This window comes from Klebsiella sp. C239 (assembly GCF_048822715.1).
GTDB lineage: Bacteria > Pseudomonadota > Gammaproteobacteria > Enterobacterales > Enterobacteriaceae > Klebsiella > Klebsiella quasipneumoniae.
Window position 1 is genome coordinate 415,750 of the sequence record NZ_JBMEZK010000002.1, and the last position, 22,746, is coordinate 438,495.

At 53.2% G+C, this 22,746-nt stretch carries 23 protein-coding genes, 1 tRNA gene and 1 pseudogene; 10 read left to right on the forward strand and 15 right to left on the reverse strand.

The window, feature by feature from the left end; translation table 11 throughout:
* Window positions 1–220 precede the first annotated feature (220 nt).
* Together ACOI6Z_RS07160 and ACOI6Z_RS07165 are read left to right on the forward strand one after the other, a co-directional pair.
* On the forward strand, window positions 221–1,336 hold the full coding sequence (locus ACOI6Z_RS07160; protein ID WP_000110610.1) for a hypothetical protein: 1,116 nt from the start codon (window positions 221–223) through the stop codon (window positions 1,334–1,336).
* Window positions 1,333–1,869: a hypothetical protein gene (locus ACOI6Z_RS07165; protein WP_253320035.1), complete on the forward strand. Its 537-nt coding sequence runs from the start codon at window positions 1,333–1,335 to the stop codon at window positions 1,867–1,869. The genes ACOI6Z_RS07160 and ACOI6Z_RS07165 overlap by 4 nt, the downstream gene beginning before the upstream one ends.
* Window positions 1,870–2,069: 200 nt before the next feature.
* On the opposite strand, the gene ACOI6Z_RS07170 is transcribed toward ACOI6Z_RS07165, so the two are convergent.
* Window positions 2,070–2,630: a recombinase family protein gene (locus tag ACOI6Z_RS07170; protein WP_420687123.1), complete on the reverse strand. Its 561-nt coding sequence runs from the start codon at window positions 2,628–2,630 to the stop codon at window positions 2,070–2,072.
* 189 nt (window positions 2,631–2,819) lie between these two features.
* Between ACOI6Z_RS07170 and ACOI6Z_RS07175 the strand changes: the two are divergent.
* Window positions 2,820–3,352, forward strand: a pseudogene (locus ACOI6Z_RS07175) (GNAT family N-acetyltransferase).
* Window positions 3,353–4,321: 969 nt separating this feature from the next.
* A complete protein-coding gene (locus ACOI6Z_RS07180) occupies window positions 4,322–4,648 on the forward strand; it encodes an NIPSNAP family protein (RefSeq protein ID WP_420687125.1) in 327 nt (108 codons plus the stop codon).
* Between the two features lie 87 nt (window positions 4,649–4,735).
* Here the strand turns inward: ACOI6Z_RS07180 and ACOI6Z_RS07185 are convergent, their stop codons facing one another.
* From ACOI6Z_RS07185 to actS, 5 genes are all read right to left on the reverse strand, one after another.
* Window positions 4,736–5,893: a Shedu immune nuclease family protein gene (locus ACOI6Z_RS07185; protein WP_063613488.1), complete on the reverse strand. Its 1,158-nt coding sequence runs from the start codon at window positions 5,891–5,893 to the stop codon at window positions 4,736–4,738.
* A 162-nt stretch (window positions 5,894–6,055) separates the two neighbouring features.
* Window positions 6,056–7,777 carry a site-specific integrase gene (locus ACOI6Z_RS07190; protein ID WP_420687127.1) on the reverse strand — a complete coding sequence of 574 codons (1,722 nt, stop codon included), beginning with the start codon at window positions 7,775–7,777 and terminating at the stop codon, window positions 6,056–6,058.
* A complete protein-coding gene (locus ACOI6Z_RS07195; protein WP_256565316.1) occupies window positions 7,771–8,007 on the reverse strand; it encodes a DUF6538 domain-containing protein in 237 nt (78 codons plus the stop codon). The genes ACOI6Z_RS07190 and ACOI6Z_RS07195 overlap by 7 nt, the downstream gene beginning before the upstream one ends.
* 89 nt (window positions 8,008–8,096) lie before the next feature.
* A tRNA-Gly gene (locus ACOI6Z_RS07200) sits at window positions 8,097–8,170 on the reverse strand.
* 80 nt (window positions 8,171–8,250) lie between these two features.
* Window positions 8,251–8,964, reverse strand: coding sequence for an amidase activator ActS (actS, locus tag ACOI6Z_RS07205; RefSeq protein WP_420687129.1), 714 nt, complete (start codon window positions 8,962–8,964; stop codon window positions 8,251–8,253).
* Between the two features lie 315 nt (window positions 8,965–9,279).
* On the opposite strand from actS, the gene idi reads away from it, so the two are divergent.
* Entirely contained in the window at window positions 9,280–9,834 is a 555-nt protein-coding gene (gene idi / locus ACOI6Z_RS07210; protein WP_032454025.1) for an isopentenyl-diphosphate Delta-isomerase, read from the forward strand.
* 203 nt (window positions 9,835–10,037) lie between these two features.
* On the opposite strand, the gene lysS is transcribed toward idi, so the two are convergent.
* From lysS to xerD, 5 genes are all read right to left on the reverse strand, one after another.
* Window positions 10,038–11,555 (reverse strand): lysine--tRNA ligase, encoded by a 1,518-nt coding sequence (gene lysS, locus ACOI6Z_RS07215; protein ID WP_080820262.1) that lies wholly within the window; start codon window positions 11,553–11,555, stop codon window positions 10,038–10,040.
* 9 nt (window positions 11,556–11,564) lie between these two features.
* A protein-coding gene (gene prfB, locus ACOI6Z_RS07220; RefSeq protein ID WP_101862173.1) for a peptide chain release factor 2 occupies window positions 11,565–12,663 on the reverse strand; the annotation gives its coding sequence in 2 pieces (ribosomal slippage) (window positions 11,565–12,587 and window positions 12,589–12,663; 1,098 coding nt in all).
* Window positions 12,664–12,748: 85 nt separating this feature from the next.
* The gene (gene recJ / locus ACOI6Z_RS07225; RefSeq protein ID WP_032454029.1) at window positions 12,749–14,482 is read right to left on the reverse strand and encodes a single-stranded-DNA-specific exonuclease RecJ; all 1,734 of its coding nucleotides are present in this window, start codon (window positions 14,480–14,482) and stop codon (window positions 12,749–12,751) included.
* Between the two features lie 5 nt (window positions 14,483–14,487).
* Window positions 14,488–15,201, reverse strand: coding sequence for a bifunctional protein-disulfide isomerase/oxidoreductase DsbC (gene dsbC, locus ACOI6Z_RS07230; RefSeq protein ID WP_002916301.1), 714 nt, complete (start codon window positions 15,199–15,201; stop codon window positions 14,488–14,490).
* Between the two features lie 22 nt (window positions 15,202–15,223).
* A complete protein-coding gene (gene xerD, locus ACOI6Z_RS07235; protein ID WP_044524682.1) occupies window positions 15,224–16,120 on the reverse strand; it encodes a site-specific tyrosine recombinase XerD in 897 nt (298 codons plus the stop codon).
* Window positions 16,121–16,220: 100 nt separating this feature from the next.
* On the opposite strand from xerD, the gene fldB reads away from it, so the two are divergent.
* Window positions 16,221–16,742: a flavodoxin FldB gene (fldB, locus tag ACOI6Z_RS07240; RefSeq protein WP_004205324.1), complete on the forward strand. Its 522-nt coding sequence runs from the start codon at window positions 16,221–16,223 to the stop codon at window positions 16,740–16,742.
* A 6-nt stretch (window positions 16,743–16,748) separates the two neighbouring features.
* On the opposite strand, the gene ACOI6Z_RS07245 is transcribed toward fldB, so the two are convergent.
* Together ACOI6Z_RS07245 and sdhE are read right to left on the reverse strand one after the other, a co-directional pair.
* Window positions 16,749–17,159 (reverse strand): protein YgfX, encoded by a 411-nt coding sequence (locus ACOI6Z_RS07245; RefSeq protein WP_023290968.1) that lies wholly within the window; start codon window positions 17,157–17,159, stop codon window positions 16,749–16,751.
* Window positions 17,140–17,406: an FAD assembly factor SdhE gene (sdhE, locus tag ACOI6Z_RS07250; protein ID WP_002916312.1), complete on the reverse strand. Its 267-nt coding sequence runs from the start codon at window positions 17,404–17,406 to the stop codon at window positions 17,140–17,142. The genes ACOI6Z_RS07245 and sdhE overlap by 20 nt, the downstream gene beginning before the upstream one ends.
* A gap of 245 nt (window positions 17,407–17,651) precedes the next feature.
* Here sdhE and ygfZ point away from each other — a divergent pair, with 245 nt between their 5' ends.
* Window positions 17,652–18,635, forward strand: coding sequence for a tRNA-modifying protein YgfZ (ygfZ, locus tag ACOI6Z_RS07255; RefSeq protein ID WP_023290969.1), 984 nt, complete (start codon window positions 17,652–17,654; stop codon window positions 18,633–18,635).
* Between the two features lie 156 nt (window positions 18,636–18,791).
* Here the strand turns inward: ygfZ and trhA are convergent, their stop codons facing one another.
* Both trhA and yqfB read right to left on the reverse strand, forming a co-directional pair.
* Window positions 18,792–19,451, reverse strand: a complete 660-nt coding sequence (trhA, locus tag ACOI6Z_RS07260) for a PAQR family membrane homeostasis protein TrhA (RefSeq protein WP_008806429.1) — start codon at window positions 19,449–19,451, stop codon at window positions 18,792–18,794.
* Window positions 19,452–19,614: 163 nt separating this feature from the next.
* A complete protein-coding gene (gene yqfB / locus ACOI6Z_RS07265; RefSeq protein ID WP_023290970.1) occupies window positions 19,615–19,926 on the reverse strand; it encodes a N(4)-acetylcytidine aminohydrolase in 312 nt (103 codons plus the stop codon).
* 50 nt (window positions 19,927–19,976) lie between these two features.
* On the opposite strand from yqfB, the gene ACOI6Z_RS07270 reads away from it, so the two are divergent.
* The 3 genes from ACOI6Z_RS07270 (at window position 19,977) to ACOI6Z_RS07280 (ending at window position 22,741) form a co-directional block, all read left to right on the forward strand.
* Entirely contained in the window at window positions 19,977–20,705 is a 729-nt protein-coding gene (locus ACOI6Z_RS07270) for a MurR/RpiR family transcriptional regulator (protein ID WP_032454033.1), read from the forward strand.
* Window positions 20,706–20,823: 118 nt separating this feature from the next.
* Window positions 20,824–22,257, forward strand: coding sequence for a 6-phospho-beta-glucosidase (locus tag ACOI6Z_RS07275; RefSeq protein WP_044524684.1), 1,434 nt, complete (start codon window positions 20,824–20,826; stop codon window positions 22,255–22,257).
* A gap of 124 nt (window positions 22,258–22,381) precedes the next feature.
* Window positions 22,382–22,741, forward strand: a complete 360-nt coding sequence (locus tag ACOI6Z_RS07280; RefSeq protein WP_023290973.1) for a hypothetical protein — start codon at window positions 22,382–22,384, stop codon at window positions 22,739–22,741.
* Window positions 22,742–22,746 lie beyond the last annotated feature (5 nt).

Sequence of the window (22,746 nt, forward strand, 5' to 3'; positions counted from 1 at the left end):
GAAGTTAGCCTAAGAGCATGCTTTGGAACAAACCTCTCTGGTTAATTCACTCTTGAAGGATAACTAAGAGGGCGAGACACATTTAGAACAAGCAAAGAAATACCGCTACTTTGCACAACTTCGTTGCGATCTTGCCCTATGTGTGTCTTCATAATTTTTTCTTCATCTTTCAATATTTTCATGAAATACTTGGAAAAAACCACATTTGAGAGATGAGTGTATGAGCGTTGGCATTGTCACATTTCACAAGCATACCCAGCTTGGTTTTTACCGTTACGGTCATGATGATTACTGTGAGCCACTTGAAATGGATGCCCTTCTCTCATCTCTCCATGTGTGGTTTCAGGATAGAGTGTCACTTGAAGACACGCTTCTTTGGGATGACGAAACTCCTGGCTACTCTCATCGTAAAAAGGTTTATCTAAAATCAATCGAAAAAGATGAGGAGACTGGCGAGTATATTCTTGTCCTTTGGAGAGCGGTGGGAAGTGGCGATGGTGTTTACGGCATTAAAGCTGATGCGCGACTTGATGACAACACTTTATATGATGCTAATAATGCAGCAGATGGAGCGCGAGTCATTTGGGGTGAAGCCTCCTATTACTGGTTTATCCCATCTAAAAACTTGTTTGCGTCCATCCGATTCTCTAACTCAATCGCAGATACTAACCTGATGAATTTATTTTTCAGGGATTTTGTCTGTTTACACGCAGACATAAGAGAAAAAAGACGAGAAGTTAAAGAGGGAAAAACAGGAGCTTACACAAGTGTATCCTTCCCTGCGCAGCAAGCTGGCGAAACTGGAAATCTGTGGTTCCGCATTTACTCAAAACAGTATACAAAACTCACCACACGAGCAGATCTTGGTGCTATCGCCCGTGACATAACGCATTTTGTAAAGCGTGAGGTAATTGCTGCAAGAGAAGTCGACCAATCCGACTGGACACGATTTTTCGGAAGACTTCCATTCGTTTCTGCTGAAATTACAAAAGATACCCGTAAAGTAGAGATAAATATTGAAGCGAAACCTACGGCAGAAGAATTGCAGCAAATTTTCGAGCAATATGCCGAGGATTATAATGGCGGTTTAGACGGCTGGCGTAACCTTGGGTTTAGAAAAGAAGGTGTTGGTGGTATTTGTTGGTTAAATAGCTTTGTTGTAAAAAATGTTCTGCCAATAGATGATACAACTGGTGGCGGCGTGGACGATACAGGCCATTATACGGCTCAGCGGCTGTTTACTGCTCTACAATTCAAACGCGATGGTTTGCTTGCGCCATTCGGCGTTGCCGTGGCAGAAGCCGCTGCCCCCCAAGCAGTTCGGGAATTACCATGAAGAATTACACAACTATAGCCTGTATAGGCTGGCATCTACTTTTAGCTGTGGCAGTAACTTATATTAGTTACTGCTTTAGGCTAGATATTACTTTTAAAGATGTTGACCCCATAATATCAATATTGCAAAACACATCAGCAATGATTTTTACAATAATGGGTATCTGGATTGCTTATGTTTATCCAAATGCTGTTTTAAAAATTGTTCAACCCTCAAAAGTGACAACAATTTTCTCAGAAGATGACCTAAAAAGAGTAAAACTGTTAGTCGGGGTGGTAATTTCCTCAGCATTCATTCTGTTATTATTATTAACAGGAGTTACGTTAAAAACATTCCTGACAAAAACTGATATTTTTGCACGATACTGGCAAGTATTTACAGGTATTGGCTTATGGTGTTTACTGTCTTTGATTTATGCGCAATTGTTTTGTATTTATGCGGTAATTGCATCAAGTGTAAATTTCATTATCGACTTAAAAAACTTAAATACAAAGAAACGATTATCGGAAAAACTTGATGGAAAACAGAAATAACACACACCTCAATAATAAAAGCACATTTATAATGTGCTTTTATTTACTTTAATAGTTTCAATTATTAGTGAGTCATATCCGACTCTGTCAATGAAATTAACGTAATGTTTTCGACATCGACTTGGCAGACAGCGGATTTTAGATAAGATATTCTCGTAAGCTGACCATGCCGTATCAATTCAATCATAGACCTTCCGACATTAATCTAAGATCGCTGCTATCGTCGCTCTGGAAACTCCGTATCTGCGTGCTAACGCACTGACACTCATACCGCTATTATTTTGCTCTATGATTGTTCTATGGTCTTCTAGCGCAATTTTCGGCGGTCTTCCCAATTTCTTGCCTTCAGCTTTTGCTCGCGACAAACCCGCTTGGGTGCGTTCAATCAGTAGATCACGCTCCATCTCCGCAACCGCTGCCAACATCGACAATAGGAGCTTACCGGCAGCAGAAGTGAGGTCAGTTGTTCCAAGCTGGTGGACGATCACCTTGATGCCGCGATCAGATAACAATCGGACTGTCTGGAGCACGTCAATAGCATCACGCCCCAAACGGTCGAGTTTTGCCACTACCAGTGTTTCACCGGTTCGAATTTTGCCAAGCATTTCAGCAAATGCCTTACGCTGAATTGCCTGAACTTTCCCGCTAACAATATCTGCAAACCAAAAGTCAAACGTCCAACCAGCTTGCTCAAGCTCTAACCTCTGGTTCTCCGTATCTTGCTGAGCGGTAGAGACACGCCCGTAGCCGAAAATCGCCATTCTCAACACCTCTCAATACCTGTCAGAAAACGGTGTCAACAATAGGACGCCTGCCAACAATTGCCAAGGCTAATTTTTCAACATCCCGGAAGATACATGCGAAGAGGTGCCGGAAAACGGTCGTTTGTTGGCATGACTCTAATCAAGTGAGATATAACATCTGCTGCAATCATATAAATAAGGGTGAACATGACACGCACACAATCAGAACGCCTGACTCTACGACCGGTTACAACATCAGACGTTGATGACTTATTTAGGATTTATGGCGATCCTGCCACTAACACTTTTAACCCGGCTGGCCCTTATCCGAATCCAACTCATGCAAAGACAATCTTGGCCCGCTGGGTTAGCCACTGGAATGAAAATGCTTTCGGGAACTGGGCAATCTCTTTGCATGAAGCTCCAGAAAAAGTGATTGGATTTAGTGGGCTGAGTATTAGCACTTACGCCGGTATTACTATCAATAATCTTGGGTATCGTTTTGCTACCGAAGCATGGGGTAAAGGGCTGGCAACTGAGTTTTCACGCTATGCCGTTCGTTATGGATTCGAAAAATTTCAGCTTGAAGCCATCTCGGGTGTCGTCAGGGGAAATCATCTTGCATCACAAAAAGTCCTGATGAAAGCAGGATTAAAGTATGTCAGAGAGATCAGCGACATAGATAATGCCCCCCCAGTTTGCTGTTTACTCTCACCCTTGATGAGTGGCGCCGTAAATGACAGATGCTTGCACAAAAGATTCAAAATGTTACTATCAGTATACATTGTCGGGGTTTTGGTATACAGACGCTTACCCGAAGTGGCGCATCAACAAGGCTCAGCCGCTAGCGTAGCGGAGCCGGGGTGAAAAGAGGGGTCGCACTATTACCCACTGGTCTAGTTCCGAAAGGCGGCGTATGCCAGAGTGCGTGAGGTTATGCAAGGTGCTGAGTCTTGGACTTGCATAACCAATATCCAATAGTGAGTTATCATGTTTTGCAGAGGGCTTACGTCGTGAGCCTTTTTTAAAGCAGAGTAGCTCACATCGCCGATCCAAGCAGGGACCCAGAAAAGAGGTTACAACTCTGGAAGCCTGATTAGCCAAGTGCCTCACTGCAAATCATCGCATTGGCCCTTAGGGCTAGTTTTGCTCCCCAGAAAAGAGGTTTAATAAAACATATAAAACAAAACAAGAAGTTAAAAAGAAAAGACAACACCAGAATTAAGTTCTTGTTGTCTTGAAGCTTCAGCTCAGCACTCACCAGCCCCCAACCTACACTTCAAAAGCTACCGGAAAAATTGTCACGCCGAAAAGTGGATCTCCTAGGTTTGGAAGCGCCCCTCTCAGGCATTGCGTCCGAAATTTTCCGCAGCGGCAGGCTTCTCCTTATAGAGCCAAACAGACTCAAAAGTTAAGAAGCGCGGTAAAGCTTAAAGCTCACCCAGATTTCTCTTTGATTGCTTGAACTCCGCTACGTTTGTTCCATCTGGCTTCGCCAGCCACTCGATGAGAGCGCCGCGAAATCTGCACCATGATTTTGACTACCTTCTTTCAAAAAACTCTCCAGAGAGCCTTACATTGCGTTTGAACTGCATATCGCGGCTTCTGCTTACGGATGATTGCCTGATTAGTGGTAGCTTCATCGCCCAGTCCGGTTTACTTTATTGCTATCAACCAAGAGCCGTCCAAGGGCGACACGGAGATAACGCTTGAGAACCGTCGAGATACTGCAATACACCTTACGCAAAGGCAGCGGCGCCACTTTTCATGCCATCATGCGGGAAATCAGCGTTCCCCTACACCAGCGCTACGGAATCGATGTCGTGTCGTTTGGTAACTCGCTTCATGACCCGGATTGCTACTACCTCATTCGCACCTTTGATAGCCCTGAAAAGATGGCTGTAGTTCTTGATGCTTTTTACGCAAGCGATGACTGGCGCAGCGGCCCACGCGAAGAGATTATTCGCAGTATCGAAACCAGCATTAGAACAGTAATGAACCTACCGCCAGAAAGCGTGGACGGGCTTCGAAAATAAATAATTAGGGATACGGTTCAAGGCGCCACAATATTTGTAGCCCCTTGATCATTATGGGGTATTTATAGTTTTCATGTAAAAAATAGATCATATATTTTCGCTAAATGCAACAATAAACCGAGCTCTTTCATACAGCTCATCAAAAGTGATAACTTCTGGACGGATCAAATTGCTTCTAAAATTTTCAAACGACCGAAGTTTATCATGATTGATACCATTATCAGATGAAAACTGAGAGAGATTACCTACAACCAAAAATGATTTTGGATTAAAATTAAATAGCTCCTCTCCTGTTGGATCCCCATAAGAATCTGTTAAATTTAAATTGCTTTTTATTGAATCCATAGCATAAGAAACTGTCCCTTGAATTTGTGCCACCGCACCAGTTAATTCACTAGATGGGGCCCAACAACCTGAGCGATATGGAGTATTAGCTAGTAAGCCAGTTGTATTTGTTTTTATTTCAACGAAACATAGATTAGAAATTGCACCTCTTGTTTTCAGCAATCCATCAACTCGTTTTCCATGTTGGCCAATCTGCGCTCCCTGAACAACTTGCTCTATTTTCTTATCGTTCAAACTTGATAAGTAGATATAACTTAATCCATATCCAAAGATCCAAGGATTTTTTTCAAAAAACTTTTGCCACAAAGCCTCATTTGAACAGTTTTTTTCTTTCTTAGCATATTCAAAAAATGCTTCATCATTAAGAAGTCGATTAAATGTATCAAGTTGTTTTTTACGATATGCTATTGATATAATATCTTTTTTAGTCACATGTGTTTTAAGCGCCTCAGAGATAGCCCCCTCATTCCCATTTAAAAGTTGTGAAGCTTGGTTATTAGTTAAAACGATTTTCCTAAGCTCCTCATCCGTAATTTTCATGGGGCCATTGCCGTTAAAGCCCATTGAATTAATGTTGGCTAGAAATTCAATAAACTTACCAATCTCATCACCTATAAAAGAAAAACCAGAACCATAAGGCTGTCCAGTTTGCGTGGAAAACTTTTGAATAGATAGAACAAATATTTCCTTACTACTTTCAAAAAACTTCGCTGTTATATAAGTTGATGCATCTAGCTTGTGCCTGAGTATAATTTCATCCTTAATTTTTGCGAACTCATATCCTTCATTACTAACTATCGCTTTTGAGGCAATTCGTATTTTCAAATCTTTGTTACCAAAAGATGGCAAACTGGGGCTTATATAAGTTTTCTCCGGATCTGGCTCCATGTAGCTGTCCATTAATTCATCCTCTATATAAAGTTATCTAATACAATTATTTTAGCTGATTTGTTAGGTTACAGATACAAAGAGCACAAGCGAGGGCTAATGCAACTTTTTCTCTAATAGACACTATCTTTGATAGAAACGCGCCACATAGCTTCTTGGCGAGTTTGGCACATCTTACGATTTATGCCTGCGCCGTGCGTCGATGACCGCCTTTATACCCGCTTGCGAATCAAACTGCGCAATATCAGGTAAACTGTAGTGAAGCTGCGAAATCACGCCTAATTGCTCTCCCACATCAGCATCCTTACGATAGGTTGTCATCGCGGTGGTGCTGCCCCGAACATGTCCAACAAGCTGCGCAATCGTGCGTTCGTTGATCTCAAACTTGTCTACGGCGTTGATGAAAGTGTGCCGCAGCGAATGGAACGTTTTCTTACCGTCACGGGTAAAACCGAGGACTTTGCCAAAGTAGTTTTCGTTAAACCATTTTGAGGCGGCGGCACGATATCCTTTGATTTTGTTGTGCTTCAACTCAGGGAACAGACGATCATACCCGGCAGCTTTCAATGCATCTACATACTCCAGCAGCCCTAGTTCGATAAGTCGCGGATGAATTGGAACCTGACGGATCGCATTCACCGTCTTTAATGATTTAACGCCACCAGCCTGCGCTTCTTCATCCATCACCTTATCCGGCGCATCAAGGTTAAAATCAATATAGGCAACCCCGTTTTTATCTTCGCGAATATCCGTCAGATAAAGCTGGCAAAGCTCATTGATGCGCCCGCCCACATATAATGCCAACAGAGGCAACCAGTAGTGAAACGGGCGGAAGCTCGTATAACGTCCGTATTGATTGGGCCTTCCCGCGCCTTTCTTAAACCAGTCAGCCGAGAAAATTTGCTCTAGTTCATCGTCGGTGAAGAGGTCGCGGCGATCCTGCTCACGCACCATCACACGACGCTGAGCCAACACATTCTCAGCAGGGTTATCAAAAAGGTAACGTTCACTCTTAGCCCATTTGAGCATAGAACCCAGTGACTCAATATGCCTGCCAATAGCATCTCGGCTCATAACTGGCTGACCATCAGCTAGCGCTATTTCAATTAGCTTTTGCGTATCTGAAATCTTGTATTTTCGCCGCATCAAATACAGATTACCGGGCATATTCTGCATTTTGGTGACGTAATCTTTCACAACGTCACGATTCAGTTCGCCTAGAGTTAAATCGCCCATTATCTCCACGAAGTGTTCAATTCTGGAACGAATTTTCCCCTCGCTGGCTAGCTTAATATCGCCCGTATTTTTATAGACCAAAAACGCTTTCAGCAATGCTGAAACCGTCATGCTCGCATATGTCGGGTTGCAATACGGGTTGATGGTAGCGGCCACAGGAATCGCTGGTGTTACACCTACCGGAGCGCATGGCAGAGCACTTAATGTTGGCTCCGATTTCGCAAGCGCCTTATCCCAAGCGCTACGCAGTTTTTCAGCCTGCACGTTGTTGATGAACAAAGAACTTGCATTCAGCGTCACCCCGGGTAAATCCAACAACCAGAGGGAAAGAGGATTGCCGTTGTTAGCCCTGAATGCCGTAACCTCAACCTCTCGCCCGTTCAGCAATTCAACAAGGGCAAACTGCGGCTGGTAAAGCTGCATATAGCCGTTTACCGCAGCCTCAGCACCGTCATAAGCAATGTTATTCAAAACGAATCCATGCGTATCAGGATCACGCTCAAGCGTGCTGAAATCATCAATCAGAAAGCCACGCTGGTTAGATACAAGGGCATACAGCGGCACATTGGCTGCCAGAAGATGCTGGACGACAGTCTCAGACCCAACCCCAAATGAATCGCAAAACAACGCCAGGCTGATTTTGCCTGCTCCAGTCAACAATGGGGCATTACCCTGATCTTCTCTTTATCCACTTGCCTGAACTCTTCCAGAGACGCATACCACTTCTCCAACAAACGCGCGGCAATAGCTCTGGCATTTGCAAGGTGGGTTGTGCGGGTAGATGCATGAATTTCACGCTGCCCTATCAGGGCGCGATAACGAACCGGAACGGTGATCCGCAGAACATAGATACCGCTTGGACGTCGATAGAGATTATCACGCTGCGCCATCGGCTGTATGACCCCTTTGTAGGAGGATCACGAGCGCCGTCACGTATGAATCAGAAAAAGGCTGAGGAATGAATACGTTAGGGAGTTTTTGGAGCGGGCGAAGGGAATCGAACCCTCGTATAGAGCTTGGGAAGCTCTCGTTCTACCATTGAACTACGCCCGCGAAGAGGTGCGAGAAGCATTATAGCCCTTACGCACCCTGTGACAAGCCCGCCGGATGCTGACTGGCGATAAAATAACCTTTTAGCACTTGGGCTTACTGCCCTGCGGCGGCAGGTAGCGCAGCGGATCGATGGCCGTCGCCCGATAGCGGATCTGGAAATGCAGACGCACTGAGTCGGCATCCGTACTGCCCATGGTGGCTATTTGCTGGCCGGCCTTCACGCTCTGGCCGTTATTCACCATCAGCTTATCGTTGTGGGCATAGGCGGTGATGTAATCCTCGCTGTGCTTAATCATGATCAGGTTGCCGTAGCCGCGCAGCTGGTTGCCGACGTACACCACCTTGCCCGCCCCGGCGGCGTACACGGGCTGGCCGCGAGTCCCGGCGATATCAATGCCTTTATTGCCGCCATCGGCGGTGGAATAAGGCAGGACCACTTTGCCGCTGGTCGGCCAGCGCCAGCAGCGCTGTCCCACCGGCGGCCAGGAGGACTGAGGTACTGCGGACGAAGGCGTGACCGCCGCGGTGCGCGTAGAGGAAGATTTTTTCTTCGTTGTCTTCGTTGAACTGCTGCCGTTAAGCCTCAGCTTCTGCCCCACCTCAATGGTGTAAGGCGGGGAGATGTTATTCAGGCGGGCCAGATCGCGAACGCTGGTGCCGGTGGTGCGGGAGATGCCATACAGGGTATCGCCGCGTTTAACGGTGTAGGTCGTACCGGAATCGGAGGTGCTGGAGCAGCCAGCCAGCGCCAGGCTTACCACAAGCATCAGTGTCATATAAACGCGTTTCATCATCAGGCATCCTGCACTTAACACAACCACTTACCTCGCAATCAGGGCGAATATCATACCAGTCCGCGGCGCAGGGCGTCATCCCTGATGGCGAAACCAATACCCCCCTGCCATCGAATCCGGCCCGCGACAAACAGCGATTGCTGCTGGAGCCGCACGTCGTGGTGGGTTTGCCCGCCATGACGCGTTGCCGCTCACAGAGCGGACTGCAGGGCTTGTTTTGGTAATGCCTTTCTCCCATTTATCGGCTACCCTAGAGGCCTGAGTACATGACCCGGCGGGTTTGTGCCGGGTCATTTTTTATTTTCAGGAGTCGTCATGGCCGGGGAACACGTCATTTTACTGGATGAGCAGGATCAGCCTGCCGGTATGCTGGAGAAGTATGCCGCCCACACGCTTGATACCCCTTTACATCTCGCGTTTTCCTGCTGGTTGTTTAATCAGCAGGGTCAATTGCTGGTCACCCGCCGTTCGCTGGGCAAAAAAGCCTGGCCCGGGGTGTGGACCAACTCCGTCTGCGGACACCCCCAGCAGGGCGAGACCTTCGAGCAGGCCGTCACGCGCCGCTGTCGCTTCGAACTCGGCGTGGAGATCGCCGACATCGTGCCGGTTCACCCGGCCTTCCGCTACCGGGCGGTCGCCCCGAACGGCATCGTTGAGAACGAAGTATGCCCGGTGTATGCCGCGCGCGTGGTGAGCGAAGTGCTGCCTAACGACGATGAAGTCATGGATTATCAGTGGGTTGACCTGGCAACGATGTTAAGCGCGCTGGCCGCCACGCCGTGGGCGTTTAGCCCGTGGATGGTGCTGGAAGCGGAAAATCGGGACGCTCGCCAGGCGCTGACCGACTTTGTTGCGCGTGTGCGCGGGTAAGCTAACTATTCTCGCAGCCGCCACCCGGCGCAAAAAGCGACTCCGTACCTGTCATCGTTGCCTGGCGGCGCTACGCTTGCACAGGCCTACGGTTCTGCGCTGTTGCGTAGCCCGGATAAGACATTTACGCCGCCAGCCTTCAGGCCTCACGTCAGACATAAAAAAACCCGGCAAGCCGGGTTTTTGCATTTCACAAGACGCGATTATTTCTGCGGACGCATTGCCGGGAACAGGATCACGTCGCGGATGGTGTGGCTGTTGGTGAACAGCATCACCATGCGGTCGATACCAATACCCAGACCGGCGGTCGGCGGCAGGCCGTGCTCCAGCGCGGTCACGTAGTCTTCATCGTAGAACATCGCTTCGTCGTCGCCCGCGGCTTTCGCATCAACCTGGTCCTGGAAGCGCTGCGCCTGATCTTCGGCGTCGTTCAGCTCGCTAAAGCCGTTACCGATCTCACGGCCGCCGATGAAGAATTCAAAGCGGTCGGTGATTTCCGGGTTGACGTCGTTACGGCGCGCCAGCGGAGAAACTTCCGCCGGGTATTCGGTGATGAAGGTCGGCTGGATCAGGTGCGCTTCCGCCACTTCTTCGAAGATCTCGGTCACGATACGGCCCAGACCCCAGCTTTTCTCCACTTTGATGCCGATAGACTCAGCGATCGCTTTCGCGGAATCGAAGTTATCCAGATCCGCCATCTCGGTTTCCGGACGGTATTTCTTGATCGCTTCGCGCATGGTCAGTTTTTCAAACGGCTTGCCGAAGTCGAACACCTGGTCGCCGTAAGGCACTTCGGTGTTGCCGAGAATGTCCTGCGCCAGGGTGCGGAACAGGGATTCGGTCAGCTCGATCAGATCTTTATAGTCCGCATAGGCCATGTAGAGTTCCATCATGGTGAACTCTGGGTTATGACGAACGGAGATCCCTTCGTTACGGAAGTTACGGTTGATCTCGAAGACGCGTTCGAAACCGCCTACGACCAGGCGCTTGAGGTACAGTTCCGGCGCGATGCGCAGGTACATGTCCAGATCCAGCGCGTTATGATGGGTGATGAACGGACGCGCGGAGGCGCCGCCCGGGATCACCTGCATCATCGGGGTTTCCACTTCCATAAAGCCGCGGCCAACCATGAACTGACGGATACCCGCCAGGATCTGCGAACGCACTTTAAAGGTGTTGCGCGATTCATCGTTGGAGATCAGGTCGAGGTAACGCTGACGATAGCGCGCTTCCTGATCCTGCAGGCCATGGAACTTGTCCGGTAACGGGCGCAGGGCTTTGGTCAGCAGACGCAGCTCGGTGCAGTGGATAGACAGCTCACCGGTTTTGGTCTTGAACAGCTTACCGCGGGCGGCGATGATGTCGCCGAGATCCCATTTTTTGAACTGGTCGTTGTAAACGCCTTCCGCCAGGTCATCGCGCGCTACGTACAGCTGGATGCGGCCGCCAACGTCCTGCAGAGTGACGAAGGACGCTTTACCCATGATACGGCGGGTCATCATGCGGCCAGCCACGGCCACTTGAACGTTCAGCGCTTCCAGCTCTTCGTTTTCTTTGGCATCGAAGTCAGCGTGCAGTTGGTCAGAGGTATGGTCACGACGGAAATCGTTCGGGAAAGCGACGCCCTGCTCACGCAGCGCAGCCAGCTTCTCGCGACGGGTTTTCAGTTCATTATTAAGGTCAATTGCCGCGTCAGCGCCCTGTGCTTGTTGTTCAGACATGTTGGTTCCTCATAACCCTGCTTTCAAACTTGCTTCGATAAATTGGTCCAGGCTGCCGTCCAGCACCGCCTGAGTGTTGCGGGTTTCCACCCCGGTACGCAGATCTTTAATACGCGAGTCATCCAGCACGTAAGAGCGGATCTGGCTGCCCCAGCCGATATCGGACTTGTTGTCTTCCATCGCCTGCTTCTCGGCATTTTTCTTCTGCATCTCCAGCTCATAAAGCTTCGCTTTCATCTGCTTCATGGCCTGGTCTTTGTTCTTGTGCTGCGAACGGTCGTTCTGGCACTGCGTCACCAACCCGGTCGGGATGTGGGTAATACGCACCGCGGATTCTGTACGGTTAACGTGCTGCCCACCGGCGCCGGAGGCGCGGTAAACGTCGATGCGCAGGTCGGCCGGGTTAATTTCGATATCGATATCGTCTTCAACTTCCGGGTAAACGAACGCAGAGCTAAAGGAGGTATGACGGCGGCCGCCGGAATCGAACGGGCTCTTACGCACCAGACGATGAACGCCGGTTTCGGTACGCAGCCAGCCGTAAGCGTAATCGCCAATGATCTTGATGGTCACGGATTTAATGCCCGCGACTTCACCTTCGGACTCTTCGATGATCTCGGTCTTAAAGCCGCGCGCTTCCGCCCAGCGCAGGTACATGCGCATCAGCATGCTGGCCCAGTCCTGGGCTTCGGTGCCGCCGGAGCCTGCCTGAATATCGAGGTAGCAATCGGCGTTGTCGTATTCGCCGGAGAACATGCGGCGGAACTCAAGCTGCGCCAGCTTCTCTTCCAGCGTATCCAGCTCGGCGACGGCTTCGTTGAAGGTCTCTTCGTCGTCCGCTTCCACGGCCAGATCCAGCAGGCCGGCAACGTCTTCCAGCCCCTGGGACATCTGATCCAGGGTATCTACGATGGCTTCCAGGGAAGAACGCTCTTTACCCAGCGCCTGAGCGCGTTCAGGTTCATTCCAGACGTCCGGCTGTTCCAGCTCGGCGTTTACTTCTTCGAGACGCTCTTTCTTGGCATCGTAGTCAAAGATACCCCCTAAGAACGTCGGAGCGCTCCGTGAGGTCCTGAATGCGGTTTTTTACCGGATTTATTTCAAACATGGTCGGTTTCTTTTAATGGATTTGTCAAAATGCGGTGATAAGAGCGGAATTCTACCGGATTCGCGCCCTTATTCATACACTGTTGTCAATTTGGCCAGAGGTGATCGATGATCAGCTGCAGGCTGCGGTTGCCGCGGAACTCATTGATGTCGAGCTTGTAGGCTAACTGGACTTCACGCACGCCGTTGTCGGGCCAGATGGAAGTATCCACGTTGAAGGCGATACCGTCCAGCAGCGGGCCGCCGTCAACCGGCTCGACCATCACCTTCAGGTGACGCTCGCCCACCAGCCGCTGCTGCAGCAGGCGGAAACGGCCGTCAAACAGCGGTTCCGGGAACATCTGTCCCCACGGCCCGGCGTCGCGCAGCATCTGCGCCACTTCCATGCTCATCTCCGCCGCCGCCAGCGGCCCGTCGGAAACGACCTCGCCCTGTAACAGCGCGGGATCCAGCCACTCGGTCACCAGCTCGCCAAAGCGCTGCTGAAACTCCTCAAAGCGCGCCTCTTCCAGCGATAATCCTGCCGCCATCGCGTGGCCGCCGAACTTCAGGATCAGCCCCGGATAGAGCGTATCGAGACGCTCCAGCGCATCGCGCATATGCAGCCCCTGAATGGAGCGGCCGGAGCCTTTCAGCGTGCCGTCGCCGGTGGGCGCAAAGGCGATCACCGGCCGGTGGAAACGTTCCTTAATTCGCGAGGCGAGGATGCCGACCACCCCCTGGTGCCACTGCGGATGGTACATCGCCAGCCCGCCGGGCAGGGTGTCGCTACTGCGTTCCAGCTGCTGACAGAGCGTTAGCGCTTCCGCCTGCATCCCCTGCTCGATCTCTTTGCGCGTCTGGTTGAGCGCGTCAAGCTCATTGGCTAACACGCGCGCTTCGCCAATGTTATCGCACAGCAGCAGCGCGACGCCGACCGACATGTCGTCCAGCCGCCCCGCCGCGTTCAGGCGCGGCCCGAGGGCAAAACCGAGGTCGCTGGCCGCCAGCTTTTGCGGATCGCGGTTGGCAATCTCCAGCAGCGCCTTAATACCGGGCCGACATTTGCCGGCGCGAATGCGGCTTAACCCCTGCCAGGTGAGAATACGATTGTTAGCATCCAGCGGCACGACGTCGGCAACGGTGCCAAGCGCCACCAGATCCAGCAGCTCGGCAAGGTTCGGCGCGGCGATGCCGCGGGCATCGAACCAGCCGTTATCACGCAGAAAGGTGCGCAGCGCCAGCATCAGATAGAACGCCACCCCGACCCCGGCCAGCGATTTCGACGGAAAGTCGCAATCGCGCAGGTTAGGGTTAACGATGGCCTCCGCCGCCGGCAGCGTCTCCCCCGGCAGGTGGTGATCGGTTACCAGCACCGGGATCCCCAGCGCATGGGCATGATCGACGCCGGCATGGGACGAGATCCCGTTGTCGACGGTCATGATCATCTGCGCGCCGCGGGCGTGGGCCTGATCGACCACTTCCGGGCTCAAGCCGTAGCCGTCTTCAAAACGGTTCGGCACCAGGTAGGAGACGTTGCCGTAGCCCAGCGCGCGCAGGGCCAGCACGCTGAGCGCGGTGCTGGTGGCGCCGTCGGCGTCAAAATCGCCGACTACGACAATGTGCAACCCTTTCTGGAAAGCGTCGTGCAGCATCCCGACCGCTTTTTCAACGCCGGTGAGCTGCGTCCACGGCAGCATGCCTTTGACGCTGCGCTCCAGCTCCTGGGCGCTGCGCACCCCGCGGCTGGCATACAGCCGCTGCAGCAGCGGCGGCAGATCGGCGGGTAAATCGACGCCGTCAACCGCCTCGCGGCGGCGTAGTTGTATCTGTTGTTTCACGCGAATCAGTTACCGCTTGTCTGTTTTTTATGCTCGTCGAGGAACGCCTTCAGCTCTTTCGGCCCCTGATAGCCCGGCAGCACCATGCCGTTACTGAGGACCATCGCCGGGGTACCGTTGACGCCCATCTGCACGCCAAGGGTGTAGTGTTTAGCGATATCCACGCTGCAGCTCGCCGGCTGCACGCCCTTGCCGTTCATAGCGTCATCCAGCGCTTTGTTGCGATCTTTCGCGCACCAGATGGCCTTCATATCCTGCTCCGCCTGGCTCTGCAGTCCCTGGCGCGGGAAGGCGAGATAGCGCACGGTGATCCCCAGCGCGTTGTAGTCGCTCATCTGCTCATGCAGCTTGTGGCAATAACCGCAGGTGATGTCGGTGAAGACGGTAATGACGTGCTGCTCCTTCGGCGCTTTGTAGACAATCATTTCGTTGCTCAGCGCGTTCAGTTTACCCAGCAGCAGCTGGTTAGTGACATTGACCGGCTGCGCGCCGCTCACGTCGTACATCGGCCCCTGGATGATGTGCTTGCCGTCGTCGGTGACATACAGTACGCCGCTGTCGGTCAGCACCGTGCTCATCCCGGAAACCGGCGACGGTTGAATATCGGTGCTCTGCACACCCAGCTTCGCCAGCGACTGTTTAATTGCCGCGCTATCGGCATGCGCCGCCCCGGAAAGGGAAGCCGCCAGCAGGGTGAACATCAATAAACCTTTTTTCATACTCAGTCCTTTTGTTCAGCACTCACGCCCGCGGGTGGTGCTGTTGATGAAGTTGTCGCAGACGCTCGGTCGCCACGTGGGTGTAGATCTGCGTGGTGGAGAGATCGCTGTGTCCTAACAGCATCTGCACCACGCGCAGGTCGGCGCCATGATTGAGCAAATGCGTGGCGAACGCATGGCGCAACACGTGCGGGGAGAGCTTTTCGCTGTCGATCCCCGCCAGCACGGCATAGTGTTTAATCCGGTGCCAGAAGGTCTGACGCGTCATCTGCTGGGCGCGCTGGCTGGGAAATAAGACATCCGACGCCACGCCGTTCAGCAGCCAGGGGCGACCATACTCGAGGTAATTTTCCACCCACAGTACCGCCTCTTCCCCCAGCGGCACCAGCCGCTCTTTATTGCCTTTGCCCACCACCCGCAGCACGCCCTGGCGCAGGCTGATGTCGCTCATCGTCAGCCCCACCAACTCCGAGACGCGCAGGCCGGTGGCATACAGCACCTCCAGCATCGCTTTGTCGCGCAACTCCAGCGGCTGCTCCACCAGCGGGGCCTGCAGCAGACGCTCAACCTGCGCCTCACTGAGATCCTTCGGCAGCCGCTGCGGCAGCTTCGGCGAGGCCAGCAGCGCGCTGGGGTCGTCCGGGCGAATTTTTTCCCGGTACAGATGCTGGAAGAAACGACGCACGGCGCTCAGCAGGCGCGCGGTGCTGGTGGCTTTATAGCCGCCGGACTGCCGCTCGGCCAGCAGCGCCTGCAGGTCGTCGCTGCCGACGCTTACCAGCGACAGGCCGCGATGGTGCAGCCACTCCACCAGCATCGTCAAATCGCGACGGTAGGCGCTGAGCGTATTCTCCGCCAGATTGCGCTCCAGCCAAAGGGCATCGAGAAACTGTTCGATTAGTGCCAGATCCTGTTTCACATCGGCCTCTTTGTTCGTTAAACGCTCTCATTATGCCTTAAGAGGACGCCTTTCTGGTACACTGCCCGCCATTCACAGCAAGAATCGAGATGTTTACGCGATGAATATAGGTCTGTTTTACGGCTCCAGTACCTGCTACACCGAAATGGCCGCGGAGAAAATCCGCGATATCATCGGCCCTGAGCTGGTGACGTTGCACAATCTGAAAGATGACTCCCCCGCCCTGATGAGCCAGTACGATGTACTGATCCTCGGCATCCCGACCTGGGATTTCGGCGAAATTCAGGAAGACTGGGAAGCGGTTTGGGACCAGCTGGACACCCTGGACCTGGAGGGCAAAATCGTCGCGCTGTACGGCATGGGCGATCAGCTGGGCTATGGCGAATGGTTCCTTGACGCGCTGGGCATGCTGCATGACAAGCTGGCGACCAAAGGCGTGAAGTTTGTCGGCTACTGGCCAACCGAAGGCTATGAGTTCACCAGCCCGAAACCGGTGATCGCTGATGGCCAACTGTTCGTTGGCCTGGCGCTGGATGAAACCAACCAGTACGACCTGAGCGACGAGCGCATCCAGAGCTGGTGCGAGCAGATCCTCGGCGAAATGGCCGAACACTTCTCCTGACGCCGCTTACTCCTGCGCCGGTTTTTGCAGCACCAGCCGGCGCAGATCCCGCCACTCTCCGGGATCCATGCTGTCCGCCGCCAGCCACAGATGCTGACCGCGTCGGGTATCGACATGGCGCAAACGCAGCAGCATACCGCTGTTGATGACCCACGGCGTCCCGAGGATCTCCCATTCGGCGTTTTGCCAGCGCAGCCGGGAATCGGTGAGCAGTTTTATCTCCCCGCGACGGGCATGGATCCGTCGCTGGCTGCGCACACAGTCAAAGACCACCAGCGACAGCAGCAGCAGCCAGATCGGGGTGTAGCTTAACGGCCAGGGAACCAGCAGCACCAGCGCCGCCACAACGCCGTGGAGCAGCAGGGAAAACCACTGCGCGCGCCAGGAGATACGGAGATCAGATTGCCACAGGACCACGTTCCCGATTCCGTGTCTGAATTAAGGTTACCATCCGCTGCAGCTCCGCATCGGCCGGTTTGCCGTGGTTCATCAGCCAGTTGAACAGATCCGGATCGTCATTTTCCAGCAGGCGAATGAACAGCTGTTTGTCAGCGTCGCTGAGGGTATCGTACTCATACTCAAAGAACGGCATGATGGAGATGTCGAGTTCGCGCATCCCGCGGCGGCATGCCCAGTGGATACGTGCTTTATTGTTAATGTCCATGTTGACCTTCCAGCAGCAAAATATAGGTTAGTTTAACCCGTTTTCTGCCGTAACTTTACAGGAATATCGCTGAATGCGAGCATCCTTCCATAAAAACCATAAAATAATGATGGGCTTATTGTTTTCCCGCGTCAGGACGTCGCCAAACGTCAGCGCACAAATGGCCTGTTGAAAGCACTTGCAATGCACTATAGCTCTTTTACCATTGGTCACACACACTGCGTTAAGCGATTCAGGATATGACTATGGCTTTTACACCTTTTCCTCCGCGTCAGCCTTCCTCTTCCGCTCGTCTGCCGTTAACGCTGATGACCCTGGATGACTGGGCGCTGGCGACAATTAGCGGACCGGACAGCGAAAAATATCTGCAGGGGCAGATTACCGCCGATGTGAGCAGTCTCACCGATGCCCAGCATCTGCTTGCCGCCCACTGTGACGCCAAAGGCAAGATGTGGAGCAACCTGCGCGTATTCCGCCGCGACGGCGGCTTCGCGTGGATTGAGCGCCGCAGCCTGCGCGACGCGCAGCTGACCGAGCTGAAAAAATATGCCGTCTTCTCCAAAGTCACCATCGCCGCCAACGACGATCTGGTTCTGCTGGGGGTGGCCGGCTTCCAGGCGCGCGCCGCGCTGGCGCCGCTGTTCGCCGCCCTGCCCGACGCCGCGACGCCGGTGATTAGCGAAGGCGCCACCAGCCTGCTGTGGTTTGAACACCCGGGCGAACGCTTCCTGCTGGTGACCGATGTCGACACCGCCAATCGCGTCACCGACGCGCTGCGCGGCGAAGCGCAGCTCAACAACAGCCAGCAGTGGCTGGCGCTGAATATTGAAGCCGGTCTGCCGGTTATCGACAGCGCCAACAGCGGGCAGTTCATTCCGCAGGCCACCAACCTGCAGGCGCTGGGCGGTATCAGCTTCAAAAAAGGGTGCTATACCGGCCAGGAAATGGTCGCCAGGGCGAAATTCCGCGGCGCCAATAAGCGCGCGCTGTGGACGCTGTCAGGTACCGCCAGCCGGGTGCCGGAGGCCGGAGAAGATCTGGAGCTGAAGATGGGCGAAAACTGGCGCCGCACCGGTACGGTGCTTGCGGCGGTTCAGCTGGATGATGGCCAGCTGCTGGTGCAGGTGGTGATGAATAACGATATGGAGCCGGACAGCGTGTTCCGCGTGCGCGACGATGCCGGCAGCCTGCGCATCGAACCGCTGCCCTATTCACTGGAAGACGCGTAATAAAGCGTTATGACTCCCGGCTTGCGGCGCTCGCGCCTTAGCCGGGCTACTTGACTGCAGATAACCGTAGCCACGGTAAGCACAGCGCCACCGTGGGATTTCCAGGCCGCAGATAACCGTAGCCACGGTAAGCGCAGCGCCACCGTGGGATGTTTATCAGGACTGGCCGACGTACAGATAGATCGCCAGGAAGTGACACACGCTGCCGCCGAGCACGAAGCCATGCCAGATAGCGTGGTTATAGGGAATGCGTTTGCAGACGTAGAAGATGACCCCGAGCGAGTACACCACCCCGCCGACCGCCAGCAGCGTCACACCGCCCACCGCCAGCTTTACCGCCAGCTGATAGACCACGATAAGCGACAGCCAGCCCATGGTCAGATAGGTCACCAGCGACAGGATTTTAAAGCGGTGCGCGATGGTCAGCTTAAACAGGATCCCCAGCAGCGCCAGACTCCAGATGACGATCATCAACCCCTTCGCCAGCGGCGAGTTCAGCCCTACCAGCAAAAACGGCGTATAGGTCCCGGCGATTAACAAGTAGATGGCGCAGTGGTCGAACTTTTTCAGCCACTGTTTCGCCCGCTGATGCGGGATCGCGTGATAGAGCGTGGAGGCGAGAAACAGCATAATCATGCTGCCGCCGTACAGACTGTAGCTGGTGATCGCCGTCGCGCTGGCGTTAGTGTCCACCGCCTGCACCAGCAAGAGCACGAGGCCGACGATACCGAACACCAGCCCGATCCCATGACTGATGCTGTTGGCAACTTCCTCTGCCAGAGAATATCCCTGAGTGATTAATGGTTTGCGCACCATATTTGACTCCGTGAAAACAAGAACGCTTTCATTGCCCACTTAGGGTAACTGAGAATGATTCCAGTGAACACCTGTTAGCTAAAATAAAACGATGTATATTTGTAAACACATTAAAATCATGAAGTTACAATTTTATTTCAACTCACAGCTGTTCCTGATTGTCTTAAAGCGTTTTGAATTCAATGACATAAAACTGGTTCTCCCCAGGATAGATGTCGCTGATGACCTGACGCAGCTGCCCGAGGGTCATATTCTCCTGTTGAGCATGCTGGTCGGTCAGCGTGTCGAGAGTCACCGTCGAGGTCGCGGTTACGGCGATGGTGCAAAAATAGCCGTCGTCTTCATAGCGCCCGACGCGCAGCACATCGCCGGGCTTAAAGTGCGACTCCGCCGCATCGCGAATGGTGATCGTTTTGCGCCCGGCGAGGATGTCCTCCTGAAAGCGCTGAAAAAAGGTAATGTCATTGGCCTGCATGATATAATTCCGTCCTGGTCATTATGAATTGTGAGTTCGCCACTGTGAGTATGTTCTCCCACGCCGCTGTCGCCAGTCTCAATAATCTTGAGATGATGGTCTACCACTACGTCATTAAGAATCGTGACAAAGTGATGTACATGACCATCCGCGAACTGGCCGAAGCCGCCGGCGTCTCCACCACCACCGTGTTGCGCTTCTGCCGCAAACTGCAGTGCGAGGGCTACTCTGAATTTCGCGTGCGCTTTAAATTATATCTTGAGCAGAACGAGCCTCAACAGGCAAATATCGGCGCCAGCGAAATCATGAGCTTTTTTAAAAGCGTTAATAATGACGAGTTCGATGAATTACTCGAGCAGGCCGTCGATATTATTCTCGCCTCCGAACGTATTATTTTCGTCGGCGCAGGCACCTCGGGCGCGCTGGCAAAATATGGCGCCCGCTTCTTCTCCAACGTCGGGAAATTTAGTAATCATATTGATGACCCCTATTTTCCGGTGACTAACGATATGGCCCGTAACGCGCTGGCGATCGTGCTTTCCGTCTCCGGCGAGACGGAAGAGATCCTGCGCTTCGCCAGCCAGTTCAGCCTGCACCGCTGCAAGGTGATGTCCATTACCAGTCACGAACACTCGCGGCTGGCCAAACTGGCCGATTTCAATCTCTCCTGGCACGTGCCGCAGACGCGCATTGGCGGTGTCTACGATATTACGACGCAAATTCCAGTGATCTATATTCTCGAAACGCTCGGACGTAAATTAGCGCGCAAAATCAGCTAAAAATAACAGCCTGTTTTTTCGATGTAACATATTACGTTTGGCGTAATTTGTTATATCGTGACATTCAATTTCACTTTGCTAGACTCGAGAGCAATAGTTATTAGAGAGATTAGCCAGGATGAAAAAATTAACCCTTCCGAAAGATTTTTTATGGGGCGGCGCGGTTGCCGCGCATCAGGTTGAAGGCGGCTGGGATCAGGGCGGCAAAGGCCCGAGCATCTGCGACGTACTGACCGGCGGGGCGCACGGCGTGCCGCGTGAAATCACCCACCAGGTTGAAGCCGGTAAATATTACCCCAACCACGAAGCGGTGGATTTCTACGGCCGCTACAAAGAAGACATCAAACTGTTCGCCGAGATGGGCTTCAAATGCTTCCGTACCTCCATCGCCTGGACCCGCATCTTCCCGCAGGGCGACGAGACCCAGCCGAATGAAGAGGGGCTGAAGTTCTACGACGACATGTTCGACGAGCTGCTGAAGTACAACATCGAGCCGGTGATCACCCTTTCCCACTTCGAGATGCCCCTGCACCTGGTGCAGCAGTACGGCGGCTGGACCAACCGTAAAGTGGTCGATTTCTTTGTGCGCTTCGCCGAAGTGGTCTTCGAGCGCTATAAGCACAAAGTGAAATACTGGATGACCTTCAACGAGATCAATAACCAGCGTAACTGGCGCGCGCCGCTGTTCGGCTACTGCTGCTCCGGGGTGGTTTATACCGAGCATGACAACCCGGAAGAGACCATGTACCAGGTGCTGCACCATCAGTTCGTCGCCAGCGCGCTGGCGGTGAAAGCGGCGCGTGGTATTAACCCGGACATGCAGGTCGGCTGCATGCTGGCGATGGTCGCCCTCTACCCTTACTCCTGCAAACCGGAAGATGTGATGTTTGCTCAGGAGTCGATGCGCGAGCGCTACGTCTTTACCGACGTTCAGCTGCGCGGTTACTATCCGAGCTATGTGCTGAATGAGTGGGAGCGCCGCGGCTTCAACATCCAGATGGAAGATGGCGACGCGCAGATCCTGCGCGAAGGCACCTGCGCTTATCTTGGCTTCAGCTACTACATGACCAACGCGGTGAAAGCCGAAGGCGGCACCGGCGACGCCATTTCCGGCTTCGAAGGCAGCGTGCCGAATCCGCACGTCAAAGCCTCCGACTGGGGCTGGCAGATTGACCCGGTCGGTCTGCGCTATTCCCTGTGTGAATTGTATGAGCGCTACCAGAAGCCGCTGTTTATCGTCGAGAACGGCTTTGGCGCCTACGACAAAGTCGAAGCCGACGGCAGCATCAACGATGACTACCGCATTGACTACCTGCGCGCCCACGTCGAAGAGATGATGAAAGCCGTCACCTACGACGGCGTCGATCTGATGGGCTATACCCCGTGGGGCTGCATCGACTGCGTCTCCTTCACCACCGGCCAGTACAGCAAACGCTACGGCTTCATCTACGTCAACAAACACGACGACGGCACCGGCGATATGTCCCGCTCGCGCAAGAAGAGCTTCAACTGGTACAAAGAGGTCATCGCCAGCAACGGTGAGAATCTGTAATTGACTGCCCTCTCCCGGCCGGGGGAGGGCAAATCGCTTATCCGCCAGACACTTCTTTACAGCTTTACCATTGCCAAAACGCGTTCGCCCGATAAGATATGCCTCGTGAATATTTGAGGCGCTCATGATTAAGCGACAACGCAAAGCCATTCTTTTTGTCCTCCTGGCCTGTCTGGTGGTGCTGGTCTGCACCGCCCAGCGAATGGCCGGGATGCACGCGCTGGTCATGAACCTCGCTGCCGACAGCCCGTCGCTACAGCAAACCCAGGATAAGGCCGACGCGCCGGTCACGCCGTGCGAGCTCAGCGCCAAGTCGCTGATGGCCGTCCCGCCGATGCTGTTCGAAGGGGCGCTGTTGGCTATCACCCTGCTGCTGGCGGTGCTGGCGGCGATCCCGCCGCGTATCGAACGCCAGTGGCCTCCCCGCGTTATCTCCCCGCCCCGATTGCGGGTGCATCTGCGATTATGCGTCTTCCGTGAGTGACTGAT